At 40.7% G+C, this 16,830-nt stretch carries 13 protein-coding genes and 1 riboswitch; all 13 genes read left to right on the top strand.

Annotated features, from left to right (window positions below):
- Positions 1-38: 38 nt before the first annotated feature.
- The 13 genes from AC1TO8_RS08700 (at position 39) to AC1TO8_RS08760 (ending at position 16,774) form a co-directional block, all read left to right on the top strand.
- A complete protein-coding gene (locus AC1TO8_RS08700; RefSeq protein WP_482055168.1) occupies positions 39-1,025 on the top strand; it encodes a cation diffusion facilitator family transporter in 987 nt (328 codons plus the stop codon).
- Positions 1,026-1,325: 300 nt separating this feature from the next.
- Positions 1,326-2,747 (top strand): 3-isopropylmalate dehydratase large subunit, encoded by a 1,422-nt coding sequence (gene leuC / locus AC1TO8_RS08705; protein ID WP_482055274.1) that lies wholly within the window; start codon positions 1,326-1,328, stop codon positions 2,745-2,747.
- Between the two features lie 27 nt (positions 2,748-2,774).
- Positions 2,775-3,377 carry a 3-isopropylmalate dehydratase small subunit gene (gene leuD / locus AC1TO8_RS08710; RefSeq protein WP_482055169.1) on the top strand — a complete coding sequence of 201 codons (603 nt, stop codon included), beginning with the start codon at positions 2,775-2,777 and terminating at the stop codon, positions 3,375-3,377.
- A 22-nt stretch (positions 3,378-3,399) separates the two neighbouring features.
- Positions 3,400-3,495, top strand: a riboswitch (guanidine-I (ykkC/yxkD leader).
- Between the two features lie 73 nt (positions 3,496-3,568).
- Positions 3,569-3,910, top strand: coding sequence for a DMT family transporter (locus AC1TO8_RS08715; RefSeq protein ID WP_482055170.1), 342 nt, complete (start codon positions 3,569-3,571; stop codon positions 3,908-3,910).
- Positions 3,910-4,224, top strand: coding sequence for a DMT family transporter (locus tag AC1TO8_RS08720; protein ID WP_482055171.1), 315 nt, complete (start codon positions 3,910-3,912; stop codon positions 4,222-4,224). Before AC1TO8_RS08715 ends, AC1TO8_RS08720 begins: the two co-directional genes overlap by 1 nt.
- A gap of 248 nt (positions 4,225-4,472) precedes the next feature.
- Positions 4,473-5,957 carry an N-acetylmuramoyl-L-alanine amidase gene (locus AC1TO8_RS08725; RefSeq protein WP_482055172.1) on the top strand — a complete coding sequence of 495 codons (1,485 nt, stop codon included), beginning with the start codon at positions 4,473-4,475 and terminating at the stop codon, positions 5,955-5,957.
- 24 nt (positions 5,958-5,981) lie between these two features.
- Positions 5,982-6,647: a GerMN domain-containing protein gene (locus AC1TO8_RS08730; RefSeq protein WP_482055173.1), complete on the top strand. Its 666-nt coding sequence runs from the start codon at positions 5,982-5,984 to the stop codon at positions 6,645-6,647.
- A 195-nt stretch (positions 6,648-6,842) separates the two neighbouring features.
- The gene (locus AC1TO8_RS08735; RefSeq protein WP_482055275.1) at positions 6,843-8,246 is read left to right on the top strand and encodes an N-acetylmuramoyl-L-alanine amidase family protein; all 1,404 of its coding nucleotides are present in this window, start codon (positions 6,843-6,845) and stop codon (positions 8,244-8,246) included.
- 160 nt (positions 8,247-8,406) lie between these two features.
- Positions 8,407-8,952 (top strand): GerMN domain-containing protein, encoded by a 546-nt coding sequence (locus AC1TO8_RS08740; RefSeq protein ID WP_482055174.1) that lies wholly within the window; start codon positions 8,407-8,409, stop codon positions 8,950-8,952.
- A gap of 123 nt (positions 8,953-9,075) precedes the next feature.
- The gene (locus AC1TO8_RS08745; RefSeq protein ID WP_482055175.1) at positions 9,076-11,778 is read left to right on the top strand and encodes an S-layer homology domain-containing protein; all 2,703 of its coding nucleotides are present in this window, start codon (positions 9,076-9,078) and stop codon (positions 11,776-11,778) included.
- A gap of 93 nt (positions 11,779-11,871) precedes the next feature.
- Positions 11,872-12,546, top strand: coding sequence for an endonuclease III (gene nth / locus AC1TO8_RS08750; RefSeq protein WP_482055176.1), 675 nt, complete (start codon positions 11,872-11,874; stop codon positions 12,544-12,546).
- Positions 12,547-12,580: 34 nt separating this feature from the next.
- On the top strand, positions 12,581-12,853 hold the full coding sequence (locus AC1TO8_RS08755) for an NAD/NADP transhydrogenase alpha subunit (protein WP_482055177.1): 273 nt from the start codon (positions 12,581-12,583) through the stop codon (positions 12,851-12,853).
- Between the two features lie 237 nt (positions 12,854-13,090).
- Complete coding sequence (locus AC1TO8_RS08760) at positions 13,091-16,774, top strand: dynamin family protein (RefSeq protein WP_482055178.1); 3,684 nt, start codon at positions 13,091-13,093, stop codon at positions 16,772-16,774.
- The last annotated feature ends 56 nt before the right edge of the window (positions 16,775-16,830 follow it).

The raw sequence follows: 16,830 nt of genomic DNA on the forward strand, positions 1-16,830 counted from the left end.
AATTAAATAACATCACTTGCGAATATTTAGGAGGAACTATGAGTCCAGTATCCACAGACAAAGAAACACTTTGGCAGTTAGTAAAAAAAGGAAACAAATCGTCTGCGATTGCTATGACTGGTAATGCAGTGCTAGCTGGAATTAAGACGGTTGCTGCAACATTGAGCGGCAGCGGAACGATGTTTGCGTCGGCTATGCATTCACTTGCTGATGCGATTAACCAAGGCTTTGTATTTGTCGGAAGTGTACTCTCGGAAAAAAAAGCTACACGACGTTTCCCAACCGGCTTCGGGCGTGTGATCAACATTTTCTGTATGATTGCAGTCCTTGTCGTTACCGTTATAGCATACGAAACGATACTCGAAGGGATACATTTAATCCAGCATCCAGAGCAGAGTAAAGGATACTTCTGGTTAAGTGTGGGTGTACTCGTAATTAATGTTGCCGTTGACGGGGCTATTCTGTATAAAGCGATGAAAGAAATTCATCATGAAGCTCGAGTAGAGGCCAAAGGTCTGGCGATTGTAACGGTAGCGCTTAAAAATGTTAGTCGTGCAGCACCCCCAACAAGGTTGGTATTCTATGAGGATCTTGTAGCTGTGACAGGTGCACTTCTTACACTTATATCGATTGTTGTTACTTCACTTGTAGCGTCGCCCTATTTGGACGGGATAACTACAATTCTAATTGGTGTGCTTATGGTCGGAGTTGCTTTTAAAGTGGGTTACGACAATATGGTTGGTCTGATTGGAATAGCAGCACCACAGGAAATAGAAACAAGAATTTCGAATATTATACTTCAAGCACCACATGTGAAAGATATTTATTCTTTACGGATTATGCAAGAAGGGCGTTACTATCATGCAGATGGTCTGATCGAGCTACAAAAAGGTTTCACCCTTGCTGAGGCAGATGATATTAAATTCGATATTCGAAATCTTGTATTACAAGATCCGGACATTGTAGATGTTACGTTCGGGATTATAGAGGATGATGATCAGAAGAATTGGACTGTTATAGAATAGAGCAGTTCAACTTTATTAAGATGAGTTATAAACAAATTATAATAATATTAACAAGTGGAGGTGTAGGAGTGTATTCCTACACCTCTACAAAGATGAATCCAATAATCAGTCTAGTAACCATAGTAGATAGAGATCGTATAATATAAGCCTCACATATGTTATAGTTTAAACCTATAGCGTTTATAGATATTATATCTTGGAACAATGAATGGTTTGATGATATTATTGTGATTAATCAAGTGACGCCTCATAAGTAGAGGCAAATCTTCCAAAGTTCGAATTTAAGATGGGGTGAATATGATGAGTAAAAAGACAATGTTTGAGAAAATTTGGGACAATCACGTCATTCATCAAGAAGAAGGCAAACCGAGTATCATATATATCGACTTGCATCTTGTTCATGAAGTGACATCTCCACAGGCATTTGAAGGACTACGTTTAAGTGGACGCAAGGTGCGTCGTCCTGAACGGACTTTTGCAACGATGGATCATAACGTTCCTACGAAAGATCGTTTCAATATTAAAGATCCAATCTCTAAGCAACAAATTGATACTTTGTCACAGAACTGTCGCGATTTCGGAGTGAAATTATACGACCTTGATAGTATTGAACAAGGGGTAGTCCATGTAATGGGCCCAGAGCTTGGACTTACGAATCCAGGGAAGACGATTGTATGTGGAGATAGCCATACTTCAACTCACGGTGCTTTCGGGGCTTTGGCTTTCGGTATCGGTACAAGTGAAGTTGAACACGTATTGGCTACGCAATGCTTGCAACAATCCAAGGCGAAGACGATGGAAATTCGTTTCACTGGGAAACGTAATTTAGGTGTGACAGCGAAAGATATGATTCTAGGAGTTATTGCTAAGTATGGTACAGATTTCGCTACAGGCTATGTTATTGAATACACAGGTGATTCGATCGTTTCATTAACGATGGAAGAGCGCATGACGATCTGTAATATGTCCATCGAAGGTGGAGCTAGAGCAGGGATGATCGCGCCAGACCAGACTACATTCGACTATTTGCGTGGACGTGAGCATGTACCTCAAGGTGCAGACTTCGACAAGGCTGTTGAAGCTTGGAAGCAATTATGTACGGATGAAGATGCTGAGTTTGACACGATATTGGAATTCGATGTCGATTCATTGATCCCACAAGTAACCTGGGGTACTAGCCCTGGAATGGGAACGGATATTACATCCAAGGTTCCTGTACCGTCAGAATTACCTACTGAGAATGAACGTAAAGCTGCTGAAGCTGCACTTGAATATATGGATCTTAAACCAGGTACACCAATGACTGACATTGAGATTGATTATGTGTTCATCGGTTCATGTACGAATGGACGGATCGAAGATTTACGCGCTGCGGCAGCTGTGGCGAAAGGTCATAGTGTAGCAGGTAGAGTTACTGCAATCGTCGTACCAGGTTCTGGTAGAGTGAAGATTCAAGCAGAAGAAGAAGGTCTTGATAAAATTTTCACTGCAGCGGGATTTGAATGGCGTGATGCAGGTTGCAGTATGTGTCTAGCAATGAATCCGGACGTTCTTGAGCCTGGACAACGTTGTGCTTCTACTTCGAACCGTAACTTCGAAGGTCGTCAAGGACGTGGAGGACGTACGCATCTAGTATCTCCTGCTATGGCAGCAGCCGCTGCTGTCAAAGGTAGATTCGTAGATATTCGTGAATGGAGCTTCAATTCGGAAGTAGCCAACTAAAGTATAAAGAAGAGAGGAGTTAACCATATGGATGCTTTTACTAAATTAACAGGAATTGTAGGTCCTGTAGATCGCGTTAACGTAGATACGGATGCTATTATACCTAAACAGTTTCTAAAAAGAATTGAGCGTACTGGATTTGGTCAGTTCTTGTTCTATGAATGGCGTTTCGATCAACAAGGTAACAACATCGATAGCTTCGATTTGAATAAACCACGTTATCAAGGTGCATCTGTGCTTGTGTCTAGAGCCAACTTTGGTTGTGGATCATCACGTGAACATGCTCCTTGGGCGATTTTGGATTATGGCTTCAAATGTGTCATTGCACCTTCCTTTGCAGATATTTTCTATAATAACTGCTTTAAGAACAGCATCTTGCCTATCAAGTTGTCTGAAGAACAAGTGGAAGATATATTCCAACGTACAGCTAAGAATGAAGGTTATCAGTTGCATGTTGATCTAGAGAAGCAGACGTTGAATGATGATTTCGGTCTACACATCGATTTCCAAATTGATGAGCACCGTCGTCAATTCCTACTTCAAGGTCTAGATGATATTGGACTAACGCTTCAACATGAAGCAGCAATTACAGCATTTGAGCAAAAAAGAGATAATGGTGTTATAATCTAATTGAAGTACTTCGAATTCAATATTAAATGTTTTCTAGGGTTCCGCAACAATAGTTGGTCTGGTCCGAGAGAAAACTCATAGCTCTGCTATGTCACGGAAGGATAAAAGCCTGGGAGAAACTGTGTAACAGTTGTCGCCCAGGTTATTTTTGTGTCTTTTTTGAGGAATATAAATCTAAGGAGTGAAATGAAATGAATAAAGAGTGGATAAAGGTCATGATTGCAGCGTTCTTTGAAGTATTTTGGGTCATAGGATTAAAACATGCTGATGATGTTTGGACATGGATAGGAACTATTATATCTATTATTATTAGTTTCTATTTATTAATTATGGCAGGGAAAAAGCTTCCCGTTGGGACGGTATATGCCGTATTTGTAGGGATGGGTACGGCGGGTACTGTGTTATCCGAAACCTTCTTTTTTGGTGAACCTATTAAAATAGCGAAAATACTTCTGATACTACTATTATTGGCTGGTGTTATTGGTTTGAAATTAGTAACAGAGGACAAAACAGAGGAAGGGGCTGATTCCTAATGGCTTGGGTATCTTTAATCTTCGCAGGAATATTTGAGATGATTGGTGTTGCTATGATAAGTAAATTGCATAGAGACCGTAATTGGCAGTCGATCGTTTTGTTAATGGTTGGATTTGGGGCGAGTTTTGTATTACTTGCGTTTGCGATGACAACACTTCCGATGGGTACAGTATATGCCATTTGGACAGGTATCGGGGCGTCAGGTGGAGCGATAATAGGAATGCTCCTGTATGGAGAATCCAAGGATTGGAAAAGAATTGTTTTTATTTCAATGGTTTTAGGTGCAGCGATAGGGTTGAAGCTTGTCTCATAACATTAGTAACAGGTAGCTTATTTTGAAGTGAAATGAAACTTTTTGAATCTATTATATAAAAGATAATCAGCTTAAAGAGCTGGTTATCTTTTTTTTGAAGAAAAAATGAAAGAAAAGCAGGAGTTTCAGAACATTAGATAGAATAGTGTCTATATTGGTAAAAAAGAGGGTAAAAAGGTTTGTTTAAGAGGAAATATTTACAACCGGGGTGGATAATGAAGAAATTTAGTTTTTTATTGTTGTTGTGTATGTTCTTTCTTGTCGTTTGTCCGAGCGAAAGCAAGGCGGCGGCAGTTCAGTCAAAGATCATTCTGGATGGTAACGAAATAACGATGCCAGACAATGTTCAAGTAGCAGTAGTTAATGATAACGTGATGATTCCGATTCGTGTCGTTGTGGAGAATCTGAAATTTAATGTAGATTGGAATCAACAAGAAAAAAGTGTTACAATTCAGCAAAATTCAAAAGTGATTTTACTTACTGTCGATAAGGATGAGGTAACTGTTGATGGGAAGCAGGTTATTCTTAATACTGCACCTCAAGTGAAGAATAATTCGGTTCTTGTTCCGATTCGTTTCGTGAGTGAGCAAATGGGACTGACTGTGAGTTGGGATAATACAGATAAGACGGTTTATCTGACAAGTGCTGAACCTGGTTCTGTTGACAATGGACAAGCCAATACGGATACAGATGTAAAAGTAGATTTACCTGCGTTAACTGTACCGAATGAGACTAATCCATCTGTAACTACGCCGCTAGTAGATCCTGCTGATAAGACTAACAGGACGCTTAACAGAATAGAACTTGTTAATAATCAACTTATCATATCTTTGGACCATGAGGTAAAACCTAAAATTATGACATTAAGCAATCCTGATCGGATTGTGGTAGATTTGCCTAACACCATATTCGCTGATACATTTTCTTCAATTCAACCCCTAGATACAACATTGCAGGGTGCATTGGACACATTGGACCCTAGCGTATATCCTAATGTAACTGAAGTGAAGTATTCTTTATTCTCTCGTGATCCGAATACGGTTCGTATCGTAATGGGTCTGAATGCTGCTCAAAAGTTTCGATTGAATCAAGATTTTGGTTCTAATATCGTTGTTATCGATTTGAATGTTTCTGAAGATGAAGCTGGATATGAAGAAGATGCAATCATTGATTCAGGTCATACTGGTCGTAAGCTTGTCGTAATTGATCCTGGACATGGAGGGTCAGATCCTGGTGCTTCGAGTGTCACGAAAAAGCGTGAGAAGGACTTTAACTTGTCTGTAGGATTGAAAGTTCAGGCCATTCTCCTTAACGAACCGAATATTGAAGTTGTCATGACTAGGGATAGCGATGTATATCCAACTTTATCGGAACGTGCAGTACTAGCCAATCAATTACAAGCAGATGTATTTGTTTCTATTCATGGGAATAGCAATACATCATCAAGTCCTAACGGAACGGAAACATATTATTATAATCGGTCAGAGAGTAAAGAACTGGCAACTAGTATTCATAAGTATCTTATTAAAGCTACGGGCTTAAAGGATCGTGGCGTTAAGAATGAGAACTTCCATGTCATCAGAGAGACGACAATGGCTGCTTCGCTTCTAGAAATTGGGTTCTTAAGTAATAGCTTTGATGAAGCTGTATTATTTACGGATGACTTGCAGAATCGAGTTGCACAGGCTATTGTGGATGGAATTAAAGAGTATTTAAATATAGAAACGAAGTGATTTCTCCCGAAGGATGTGCTTATATTGTATAAAAGAATAAGCTGTATATTCATATTGTCTTTATTGATCGTTATTGGAACGGGGTGTGGACAGAAGCCAATGACAGAAGGCGGTACTGTTCAAGGATCAAGCACTACGCAAGACCAAGAAATCTCATCGACTTCAAAAGAAAAGGTTACTCCTCCAACAGTAAATGCTAGCACGGATGGTCAGGAGACTGTTGTAGATGTTGCAGAAGGAGATAAACTAGTGGACAAGGATACCGTAACAAAGTCTACTGATTCCGTCTCAAGTGAGGAGATTGCAGTCTATTTCACGGATCCTCAAGTGGAGGGACTTGTACAAGTAAAGCAGGAGATTAGTTTTTCTGATCAAGTTGAGAAATATGATTCTGCGTTTAAAGCATTGCAATCTAGTAACAATCCTGATCTAATTCCGCTATGGGGCAAGATTGAACTGAAGTCGATCTCTTTCGATGCGGGTGGCATTACGTTGGATATTCACATGCCGGATGAAGCAAGGTTAGGATCAGGCGGAGAGAGTTTTGCACTAACAGCCTTGAAGAACACCTTGTTCCAATTTGATGAAGTGAAAAGCATCGAACTGCTAGTAGATAATAAGTCTGTTGATAGTCTTATGGGACATGTTGAATTGGAACATCCTATGGTTCGAGACGAAGCTTCAAACTAAGAGAAATGAATTAAATTGACATAATATAGAATGAAGGACCTGAGAGCGAATCTGCTTTTGGGTTCTTTGTCGATAAAAAGGAAGATTTTCGCAACCTTTATAGCGAAATTACGTCTAATAGTTGTCCGAGGAAAGGAAGTGAGAGGGAAATAGTTGGATTAGAAATACAAAATTTTAGGAATGGTAGGGTGAATGATGAAGAAATTTAGCTTTCTATTGTTTATAATCATCTTTGTTATGGCATTTCCAAACAAGGGACAAGCGGCTTCAGGACATTCAAATGTATATTTGAACGGTAAGGAACTTGTGTTTGCGTCAAATGTAAAAATTGAGAATGTGAATAACAATATAATGATTCCAATTCGTGTTGTCTCGGAAAATCTAGGATTTGAAGTCATATGGGAGCAAAAAGAGCGCACGGTAACTATAAAGAACAAAGATACAACGCTACAGTTGGCAGTTAATAACAAGATCGCCTGGGTGGACGGTAATAAATCCACATTGTCAACGGCTCCTATATTGAAAAATGATACCGTCTCGGTGCCCATTAGATTTGTTAGTGAGCAAATGGGAATTCAAGTGGATTGGGATAATACATCCAAAACAGTATATTTGCTTTCACCAGATAAAGGGTCAGGAGATATAAATGAAGGTCAACCTGCGCCTGGTCCTGGGGAGAACAACGGACTCGCAACTATTGATGGTATGAGTTTTAGTGATAATCGTTTGATGGTCGCTACTACGGGTAATGTAAAACCAAAGGTGTCTGTATTGAAATCACCCGATCGTATTATCATTGATATACCCGATGCCCATTTCTCAGATACATATGGAGCGACCCATGAACTTAACGCTCATATGCAAGGTGGTTTCGCGGTAAGTGGTTATCCAGATCTAACGAAAATTAGATATTCATTATTTAATAATTCCCCTTCAACAGTGAGAATTGTAATGGATTTGAATCATGCCAAGAAGTACACAATGTATAATGAGGGTAACGTATTAATTGTTGATCTGAATTCGTCAGAAACGGATCCATCTTTTCCTATAGGGGATAATGGGAAGAAGATTGTAGTTATTGATGCTGGTCATGGTAATCAAGATCCTGGGGCGATTAGTGTGACAGGCAAGAGGGAAAAAGATTTCAATTTGGCTGTTACTCTTAAGACAGGACAACTATTAAAGAAGGAACCCAATCTAGATTTCGTTTTAACCCGAAATGATGATACTTTCTTGGAGTTAAAAGATCGTGTGAAAATTGCAAATGATTTGAACGCGGCTGTTTTTGTATCTGTACATGCAAACAGCTCCACTTCGTCTGCAGCTACGGGAAGTGAAACATACTATAAAAATGATAGTAGTATAGCATTTGCAAAAGTCATGCATAAGTATTTAGTGAAAGCGACAGGATTTAAAGATCGAGGCGTTCGATATGGGAACTTCCATGTTATTCGTGAAACGAAGATGGCTGCTGTTTTATTAGAAGTAGGTTATCTCAGTAATAAAGCAGATGAATCAGCAATGTTTACCGAAAACTTACAAAATCGGGTTGCCCAAGGTATTGTGGACGGAATTAAGGAGTATCTTGGTGTGAAGTAACGCTACAAAACTTTAAAGATAATGCTTTCGAAGTGAGTTTTGACGAAGTAGAAATCAAGAAGTATTGCTACAAAACTTTAAAGTATATGCTTCCGAAGCTAGTTTTGACGAAGTGAACATCAGGAAGCAATTGCTACAAAACTTTTAGGGGGACAAGAGTATGAATAGAAAATGGTGGAGTGTGGGGATTCTCGCATTAGTCGTAGTCATTGGAGTGGGTTGTGGGAATAAGCCGCAAGCGCAGCCAAGCGATGGACAATCAGAGCCAGTAACTGTGCCAACAGAGAATGTGCCAACAACAAATGCATCCGCATCCCAAAAAGAATACATTAAGGTTTATTTTACGGATTCCCAAGCGATGGAACTAATAGAATCCACAACCGAGATTACGTACGTGGATGAATCCCAAAAATATGTAGAAGCGTTTAAAGCGCTTCAAAAAGGTGACAACGCTGAACTCATTTCATTATGGGCAAAGATTGAATTGCTCTCTCTTGATTTCAAAGGAGATGCCATAACGATGGACATTAACCTTCCAGATGAAGCTCGTCTTGGTTCAGGTGGTGAATTGTTCGCACTTGAAGCACTTCAAAATACATTATTTCAATTTGATGAAGTGAAATCTATTGAACTTCTTGTTAATGGTGCTAAAGTAGAAAGTCTGATGGGACATGTTGATTTAGAGCATCCAATGGTGAAAAATTAGAAGAAAAGCAGGGATTGGAGCTTTTATGTCGAATATTAATTTAATTCTAGACAGTCTGATTCTGATTTGTATTTGTGTTATTAAGAGAGGGGAAGAAATATGCAATCCAAGCGCAGTAATTCTATGAGTTCTAAAAAGGTGGTATCTGCCGTTCTTGCAAGTATGGTGGCATTAAGTTCAGGGGCCGCGGTTTTTGCGGATGGAACAACACCAGTAGCTACAAATGCCTTAATATCGGCTTCCGGAACATTTAGTGATGTGAAGAGTGGATTTTGGGCTGAAAAACATATCTACAAACTAGCATCACAAGGCATATTATTGGGTGACAAAGGATTATTCAGACCGAATGATAGTGTCTCACAACAGGAAGCTGTGACGATGGCAATCCGATTTATGAATATCCAAGATCAATTAAACACAGATACGGCAGTTGTGTTTCCTGCTACTTTTACGGTGAATAATTACTTCAAGCCCTATGTAGCTCTAGCTTTCCAACATAATTTGTTGGATAAGCAGGTTGAAGTTGATGATGTTACATCAAAAACTTCCTGGGGTGAGAAGAAAGCTAGTCGGGAATGGATTACAGAATTGTTAGTACGTGCGATTGGTAAGGAGAATGAAGCTCAAGCATTAGCATCAAGAGCAACTTCTTTCGTGGATAATAGTAAAATTTCTGCTTCGAAACTTGGGTATGTAAATGCTGCTATCGAGATGGGATTAACGACTGGTATTGAAGGGAATCGTTTCGATCCGCTAGGTTCCGTTACTCGCGCTCAACTAGCAACGTTCTTTAGTCGTGGTGATGATCAGACCGACATTAAATATGCAAATTCAAGTGAAGGTATCGTGACAGAATTAACTGACAATTCAATCAGCTTATTTGTTAACGGTAGTATACGTAATTTTCCATTAAATAATACAACGGTTTACTATACCAAAACTTCTGATATCAAAGTTCCATTCTCTGATATCAAGTTGTACTCCAAAGTGATGATCATTGAGAATGGCGGCAAGGCTGCATATGTAGAAATTATAGATCCTACGGAACAGTTAGAGAATATCGAGACTACATTTGAAAGATTGTTCCCGGGGAATTCATTCGCTGTCTCTACTAATACAGGGTTTGATAATTTCAACTATGATGCCAACACTACTTTCCTTGATGTAAGTGGCAATAAGATTGAAGCTAAAGATATAACAACGGGAAGTCAAATTGTTATAAAACGGGAGACCTTCTCTACGAATAAGAATCTAGTGGTTGTTCAAGTGAAAACAAATGTCGTCAATAAAAATGGCACAGGAACAGTAGAAAGTGTAGACATTAATTCCAAGACGGTTGGAATTAAGAATACAGTAGGCACGATGGAGAGCTATAAATGGGATGAGGTACCTGTTATCAGTTATCAGGATCAATTATTATCTCCAGCGGAGTTAAAAGTGGGTTCAGTCATTAACTACACTGTTCAAAATAACACCATTCGCTCAATTGAAATAACTCAAGCTGTCGAACGGACGATTCGTGGTACTATTTATGAAATTGGCTCAAATGGGACAACCATTACGTATACCAAAACGGGTGGTTCATTGGAAGTGAAGTTGCTGTCTGATAAACCTGAGATTGTCATTAGTGGTATTAATAAGCCGATTCTAGCGGATCTTCTAGCTGACGCTACTGCTGGAGATCAAGTTGAAATGACGCTAGACTCGAAGGAATTAGTAACTAAGATTGTCGTGCTTAATAGACAAATGGAACAAAAGCCAAATGCCACTGTCGTATCTTATGATACAAAGACGAAGCTGTTGACGATATTAGATGAAAAAAACAGACCATTTGTAGTTACAATAGATGACAAGACGAAGCTGATTTACAATACGTCGATCCCATCATTGACAGGAATTGAGTACTTTCTAACTAGTGGACGTAAAATTAATCTTAGCTATATTACAAATCGTGCTTTGACGCTCGAAGTGGTATATAAGTATGATGGAACTGTAACAGCAGTGGATACGCTTGCTAGAAAAATAACGATTGAAGGTGCTAACGGTCAAAGAATTACCCTTCCTTATCAAATTACATCGGTTGAGATGTATGGTAAAAGTTATCTGAATATATCAGATGTAAAAGTTGGCAATGAGGTAACTCTTGTACTCGGGGATAATCAAGAAACGGTATCCAAAATTTTGCTGAAAACATCTGTTCAATATGAAGTGGCGTCTGTTGATTCGGGTAATAAATGGATCACTGCGAAATCGGGAAGCGGTACGAACTATGTTTATTTAGACAAGGCTACTGTTACTAGTGATAGTGGAGAATTAATGAAAGCTTCTGATTTACAGATTGGTCAGATTGTAAATGTCACTTATAGCGGGGATACTGCTATATCAGCACAAGTATCTAAGTTAGTTTCGGGCGAAGTGTTAGCTGTAGATATAGCCACTTCAAACGTTACCGTTAAAAGTTTTAAAGGTGGCACAGAAGTTATCAAAGCATCAGGTGCTGTTAAAATTATTCGTGCGGGTAGTACGAGCACTGTATTAAACAGTCTGACTTCAGGAGAACGTGTCGAAATACGTAAAGATGTAGATGGAACTACGATCATCAATGTGCTTAGTAAACTTGAGAAGACTTTCTGGAAGTATACAGATACTTCAAGAGACTTTTATGTGAAAAAACAACTTGCAACCGATAAGAATTTGTATAAGTTGTCACCAAATGCATATATTCATCAAGGTGACACGACATTATCCGTGCAATCTCTCCGAGAAAATGATAAAATTGTACTGTATTTTCACAATGATGTAATAGTGGAAATACAGAAACAATAATCTGCTTTCGGTTAGGTCATGAAATACACCGTCTTGATACGGGATGTACTTCCTGTATTAAGACGTTTTTCTTCTTGTCAGGAGGTATTCATCATGGTAGCTGCAAAAGTACGTCATATATTGGACACAATGGCTGAGATGTTTCCTGAGGCGCATTGTGAATTGATCCATAGCAACGCGTTTGAATTAACGATTGCTGTGCTCTTGTCTGCGCAGTGTACAGATGAGACAGTAAATAAGGTTACTAAGGACCTCTTTCAGAAGTATACATCACCCCAAGATTATATCGATGTTCCGCTTGAAGAATTGGAGCAAGATATTCGAAGAATCGGACTTTATCGTAATAAGGCCAAGCATATTCAGAATTTATGCAGAATGGTGATAGAGCAATTTGATGGTGATGTTCCTAGAACTTATGATCAATTAGTGTTGCTTCCAGGAGTGGGACGTAAGACTGCTAATGTGGTCGTATCGAATGCATTTGGAATTCCAGCTATAGCAGTGGATACGCATGTGGAACGGGTGTCTAAACGTCTAGGATTAGCAGGATGGGATGACTCCGTACTTGAAGTGGAAAAGAAACTGATGAAAAAAGTTCCTCGAGATGAATGGACAGATACTCATCATCGACTTATCTTTTTTGGACGTTATCACTGCAAAGCTCAAAATCCACAGTGCCAGGTTTGTCCGCTGCTTGATGTATGTCGTGAAGGTAAAAAACGTATGAAATTGACCCAAAAAAGGAAAGATAAAGAGATCATTGGATAGTGAACATTAGAGCTGGAGAAGGATGGGATATTAGATGAAATGTATTTCCGTGTATACAAACAATTTTGAACAATTTTCCGATATTTTCGAGAATGTTGTGGACAGCGAATTTGCAGAGAATGAAGAAAAAGAAGTGGATGGTATTACTGTGAGCCATTCCGGAGAAGTGCCAGAGTTTTATTATGAGCGTATGTCTCAGAAGCCAGAAGTCGTAGTTATGAGAGATAGATCACGCGGTGTGACTATTCTTCAACATGGTTCTGTGTTTGAGATTCTGTTCCCTGAGCTTGAGGATGCATTAGCTTAGGTGCATGACCGATGATATAGGGTTAGTTCATATTCATTAAAAGATATAAAACCGGAGGAATTTCTTCGGTTTTATTTTTTTTGTTATGATAAAAGATATCGCTAAACCTTATGAAATGGTAAAATAAAGTTATTTCAATGAGAATAATCACAGGAGTTAGACATGACATGATGTCATATATCATTCAGCAAGTCTATAAATGGTAAAAGTATGTTCATAAGGGGAGAGAATTCATTCATGGTGGCAGTGACACAGAGCGACATGAAGAACGTAGCAACAGATTTGAAAGCGTTTAATAGTAAGTTGACTGGTTGGGGAGATATGAAATCCTGTCATAATATTAATGATTTATTGCAGAAGAAGAATTCTGGTGAATTAACGATTGCTGTATGTGGTCACTTCTCTGCGGGGAAGTCGAGTCTAATTAATACGTTGTGTGGGATGAAGGTATTACCTTCAGGTCCTGTACCAACGAGTGCGAATGTGGTGACGATTCGTAATGGAGTACCACGTGCGCTCATATACTCCGCTGATCTGAATGAGTTGGAAGGCGATATTGAAAAGATTACGCCGTTAGAGGTGTCGCCAGCACAACTTGATAATTATTGCATGAATGGTGGTGAGTATTCATCTATCGAAGTATGGGAGAGGATTCCTTTTCTCGGTTCAGATGGTGTTCTGATGGATACTCCAGGGGTCGATTCTACAGATGATGGACATAAGAAAGCGACTCATTCAGCGCTTCACTTGGCTGATGTTGTACTATATGTAATGGATTACAATCATGTTCAATCTGAGAATAATTTGATGTTCGCGAAGAGCTTATCCGATTGGGGGAAGCCGCTATATTTGATTGTTAATCAGATTGATAAGCATAAAGAGCAGGAGTTATCTTTTGCGGCATATCATGAGGAAGTGGTTACAGCATTTCAACGTTGGCAGGTTAGCTATGAAGGGGTTATTTATAATTCCTTGAAGGAAATGGATCATCCTTATAATCAGCATGATCGGTTGAAATCTTTAATTACAGATTTAATTGAGCAGAAGGAAGCATTGCTTGAATATAGTATATCTTGTTCGGTTCACCATGTTGCTGAGGATCATTTAGAACAATTTAAAGAGTCTTTAGCAGATGAGAAGGAGCGTCTTCTTGAAGAGTTAGGTGGGGAGGAAGTTCTGGATCGGATTGAAGCAGGTATGAAGTCTTTGGAGCTTGAGCGAGGGCAGATTGAAGGGGGTCCACAGGAAGAGAGAGAAGTGCTTCGTATCGAGTTACATAAGTTACTGGATAATTCAAACCTGATGCCAGCAGAAATTAGAGATCTAGCACAGCTATTCTTGGAGAGTCGTAGGCCTGGATTTAAGAAGGGTCTATGGTTATCGGGCAATAAGACAAAGGCAGAGCAAGAACAAAGGCAAAGTCAGTTTCTTCATAAGTTGCAGGAACAAGTAGCTTCACAAGTGGAATGGCATGTCCGTCAGATGTTGATTGAATGGGGTGACGAGCAGGAGCTGTGGAGTGAAGAATGGCAGAAGAAGATGGAGTTATTCATTCCGTCTATAGATGAGAGTGTTATTCTACACACACTTCAAAGTGATGCTGTTCTATCTGGTGAGTATGTTCTGAACTATTGTCGTAGCATAGCCGAACATATTAAGGGCTTGTATCGTCGTAGCATGATGGAATTCGCGGAGCAGCTATTAGTGCTGCTCGATGAGGCTGCTGCACGCGAGCTGCAGCAGCTAAGTCAACGAATGGCCGACCTGCAGCAACAGTCGGCCGCCGGCTCCCGCTATGCAGCGTTGCTGCGGGAGGAAACCGCGCGCGCGGCAGCTCTAGCGGAGCTGCTGCCGCCGCGCCAGGGCATCACCCCCGGCCTCCTGCCGGTGGTGGCGCCCTTACGGCCGCCCGCACCTGCGGTGGCGGCCAAGGAGGCGGGCGCGCTTCGCGCTGCGCCCGCAAGAGCACTTGCCCCGCCGCATAGCGGAGGCGGGGCTCACCCGCGCGGCATAGCTCCCGGAGGTCGCCGCCAGCGCTTAGCAGATGCGGCGGCGCAATTGCATGCCGCGTCCGCACTGCTAGGGCTGTACCCCGCGATGGCATCCGCCGCGCGGGGAATCCGTGAACGCGCCGCTGCGCTAGAAGGCGGCACGTTCACACTAGCGCTGTTCGGAGCTTTCAGCGCGGGCAAGTCCTCCTTCGCCAATGCTTTGCTTGGCGAAGATGTACTGCCTGTATCGCCGCATCCGACGACCGCGGCGATCAATCGTATTCTTGCGCCGCAAGGTGATTATTTACACGGAACCGCACAGGTGACGATGAAGTCGCACGAGACATTTATGGAGGATTTGAGAATATCTTTCGCGACGCTCCATTTAGGCGTGCCTGACCCTAGGGAATGGTCTAAGGCGGTCAATAACTTAAGTTCAGAAGGTATACATCCTGCGGGGTTACCTCATTTCGGCTTCCTGAAGGCCGCTAGTGCTGGGTGGATGGAAGCCGAGGAACTTTTGGGTACGGAGCAAATCGTTGATTTTCCACAGTATCGCTCCTTTGTAGCAGATGAGAGTAAATCTTGTTTTGTTGAGCGCATCGATTTATTTTACAGTTGTGACCTAACAGAACAGGGCATTATTCTTGTGGATACACCAGGGGCTGACTCACTGCACGCACGTCATACAGGTGTGACTTTTCAATATATGAAGTATGCAGATGCGATCGTGTTCGTAACGTATTATAATCATGCCTTTTCCAAAGGGGATCGACAATTTCTCTCTCAATTAGGGAGGGTGAAAGATAGCTTTGCACTGGATAAAATGTTTTTCATTATCAATGCATCAGATCTTGCTGCATCAAACGATGAGCTTGAGCAAGTGATAGACCATGTGCAATCCAACCTTCGGAGTAATGGCATTGGTTCACCTCATATTTATGCTCTATCGAGCATGAAAGCGTTGGAGGCTAAGCGTGAGGGCGATAAGTCATCGTTATTAGCTTCAGGGTTTACGGCATTTGAGACATCACTAGATGATTTTGCCGGGAAAGAGTTACCAGGATTATCTATACTAGCTGCAAGACAAGAGATTACATCGGCCCGAATGCGTGCGGAAGAATGGGATCGGATATCCCGACAAGATGAGGCGACTAGAGATGGACAGCGACTTGAACTTTCAAATAAGGTTACGAAGGCTAACGCTATGTTGAGTCAGTTCACGAAGTTGGAAGGTGTCCATAGGGTGATCGAACAAGAGACGAAAGAGCTGTTATTCCACGTGTGCCAACGGATATATTATCGATTGGGATCATTCTTTCAAGAATCTTTTCATCCTACAGTGCTCCGTGAAGGCATGGGTTCTTTGAAAGAGATATACACGGATTGCGGGCGAGAGCTAGAACAGTCCTTATTAAGGGAAATCGATCAAGAAATATGGGCTACGACATTGCGACTTGAACTAAAGGCCAAATCAATCTTGGAAGAAGGAGCGATTCGGTTTACAAATCAGATCCATGACTTGGATGAGGGCATGTTATTAATACCCATGAGAGAGAATCGAGATTGGACAGTACCTGATTTGCAAGGTAGTCAATTTCATCAATCTATGGATTGGGGGAGTATGTGGTCTTCTTTTAAAACACCAAAGTTATTCTTCGAAGGAAAAGGTCGTGAGAAGTTACGGCTTGCCGTTGAACCAAAGTTAAAAGAGGCTGTAGCAGAAGCGGTCATCCTACAGCAACAGCAGTTATCTGACTTCTATGTAACGGAATTTCAAAAGGGACTTCATCGTCAAGCAGCTATTCTAGAAGAGCAATTAGCAGAAGGATACACTGCGCTTGAACAAACACTACAATTAACAGATTCAATAGAACAATGGCATGAATTAGCGAATGAATTAACTATATATGAGCAAGTTTTAGAATAGAAAATCTTCTGAAAGAGAGGGGATAAGGCGGATTGGGGAAGCGCTTTTACAGGCTT

Source organism: Paenibacillus sp. Y859 (assembly GCF_056786405.1).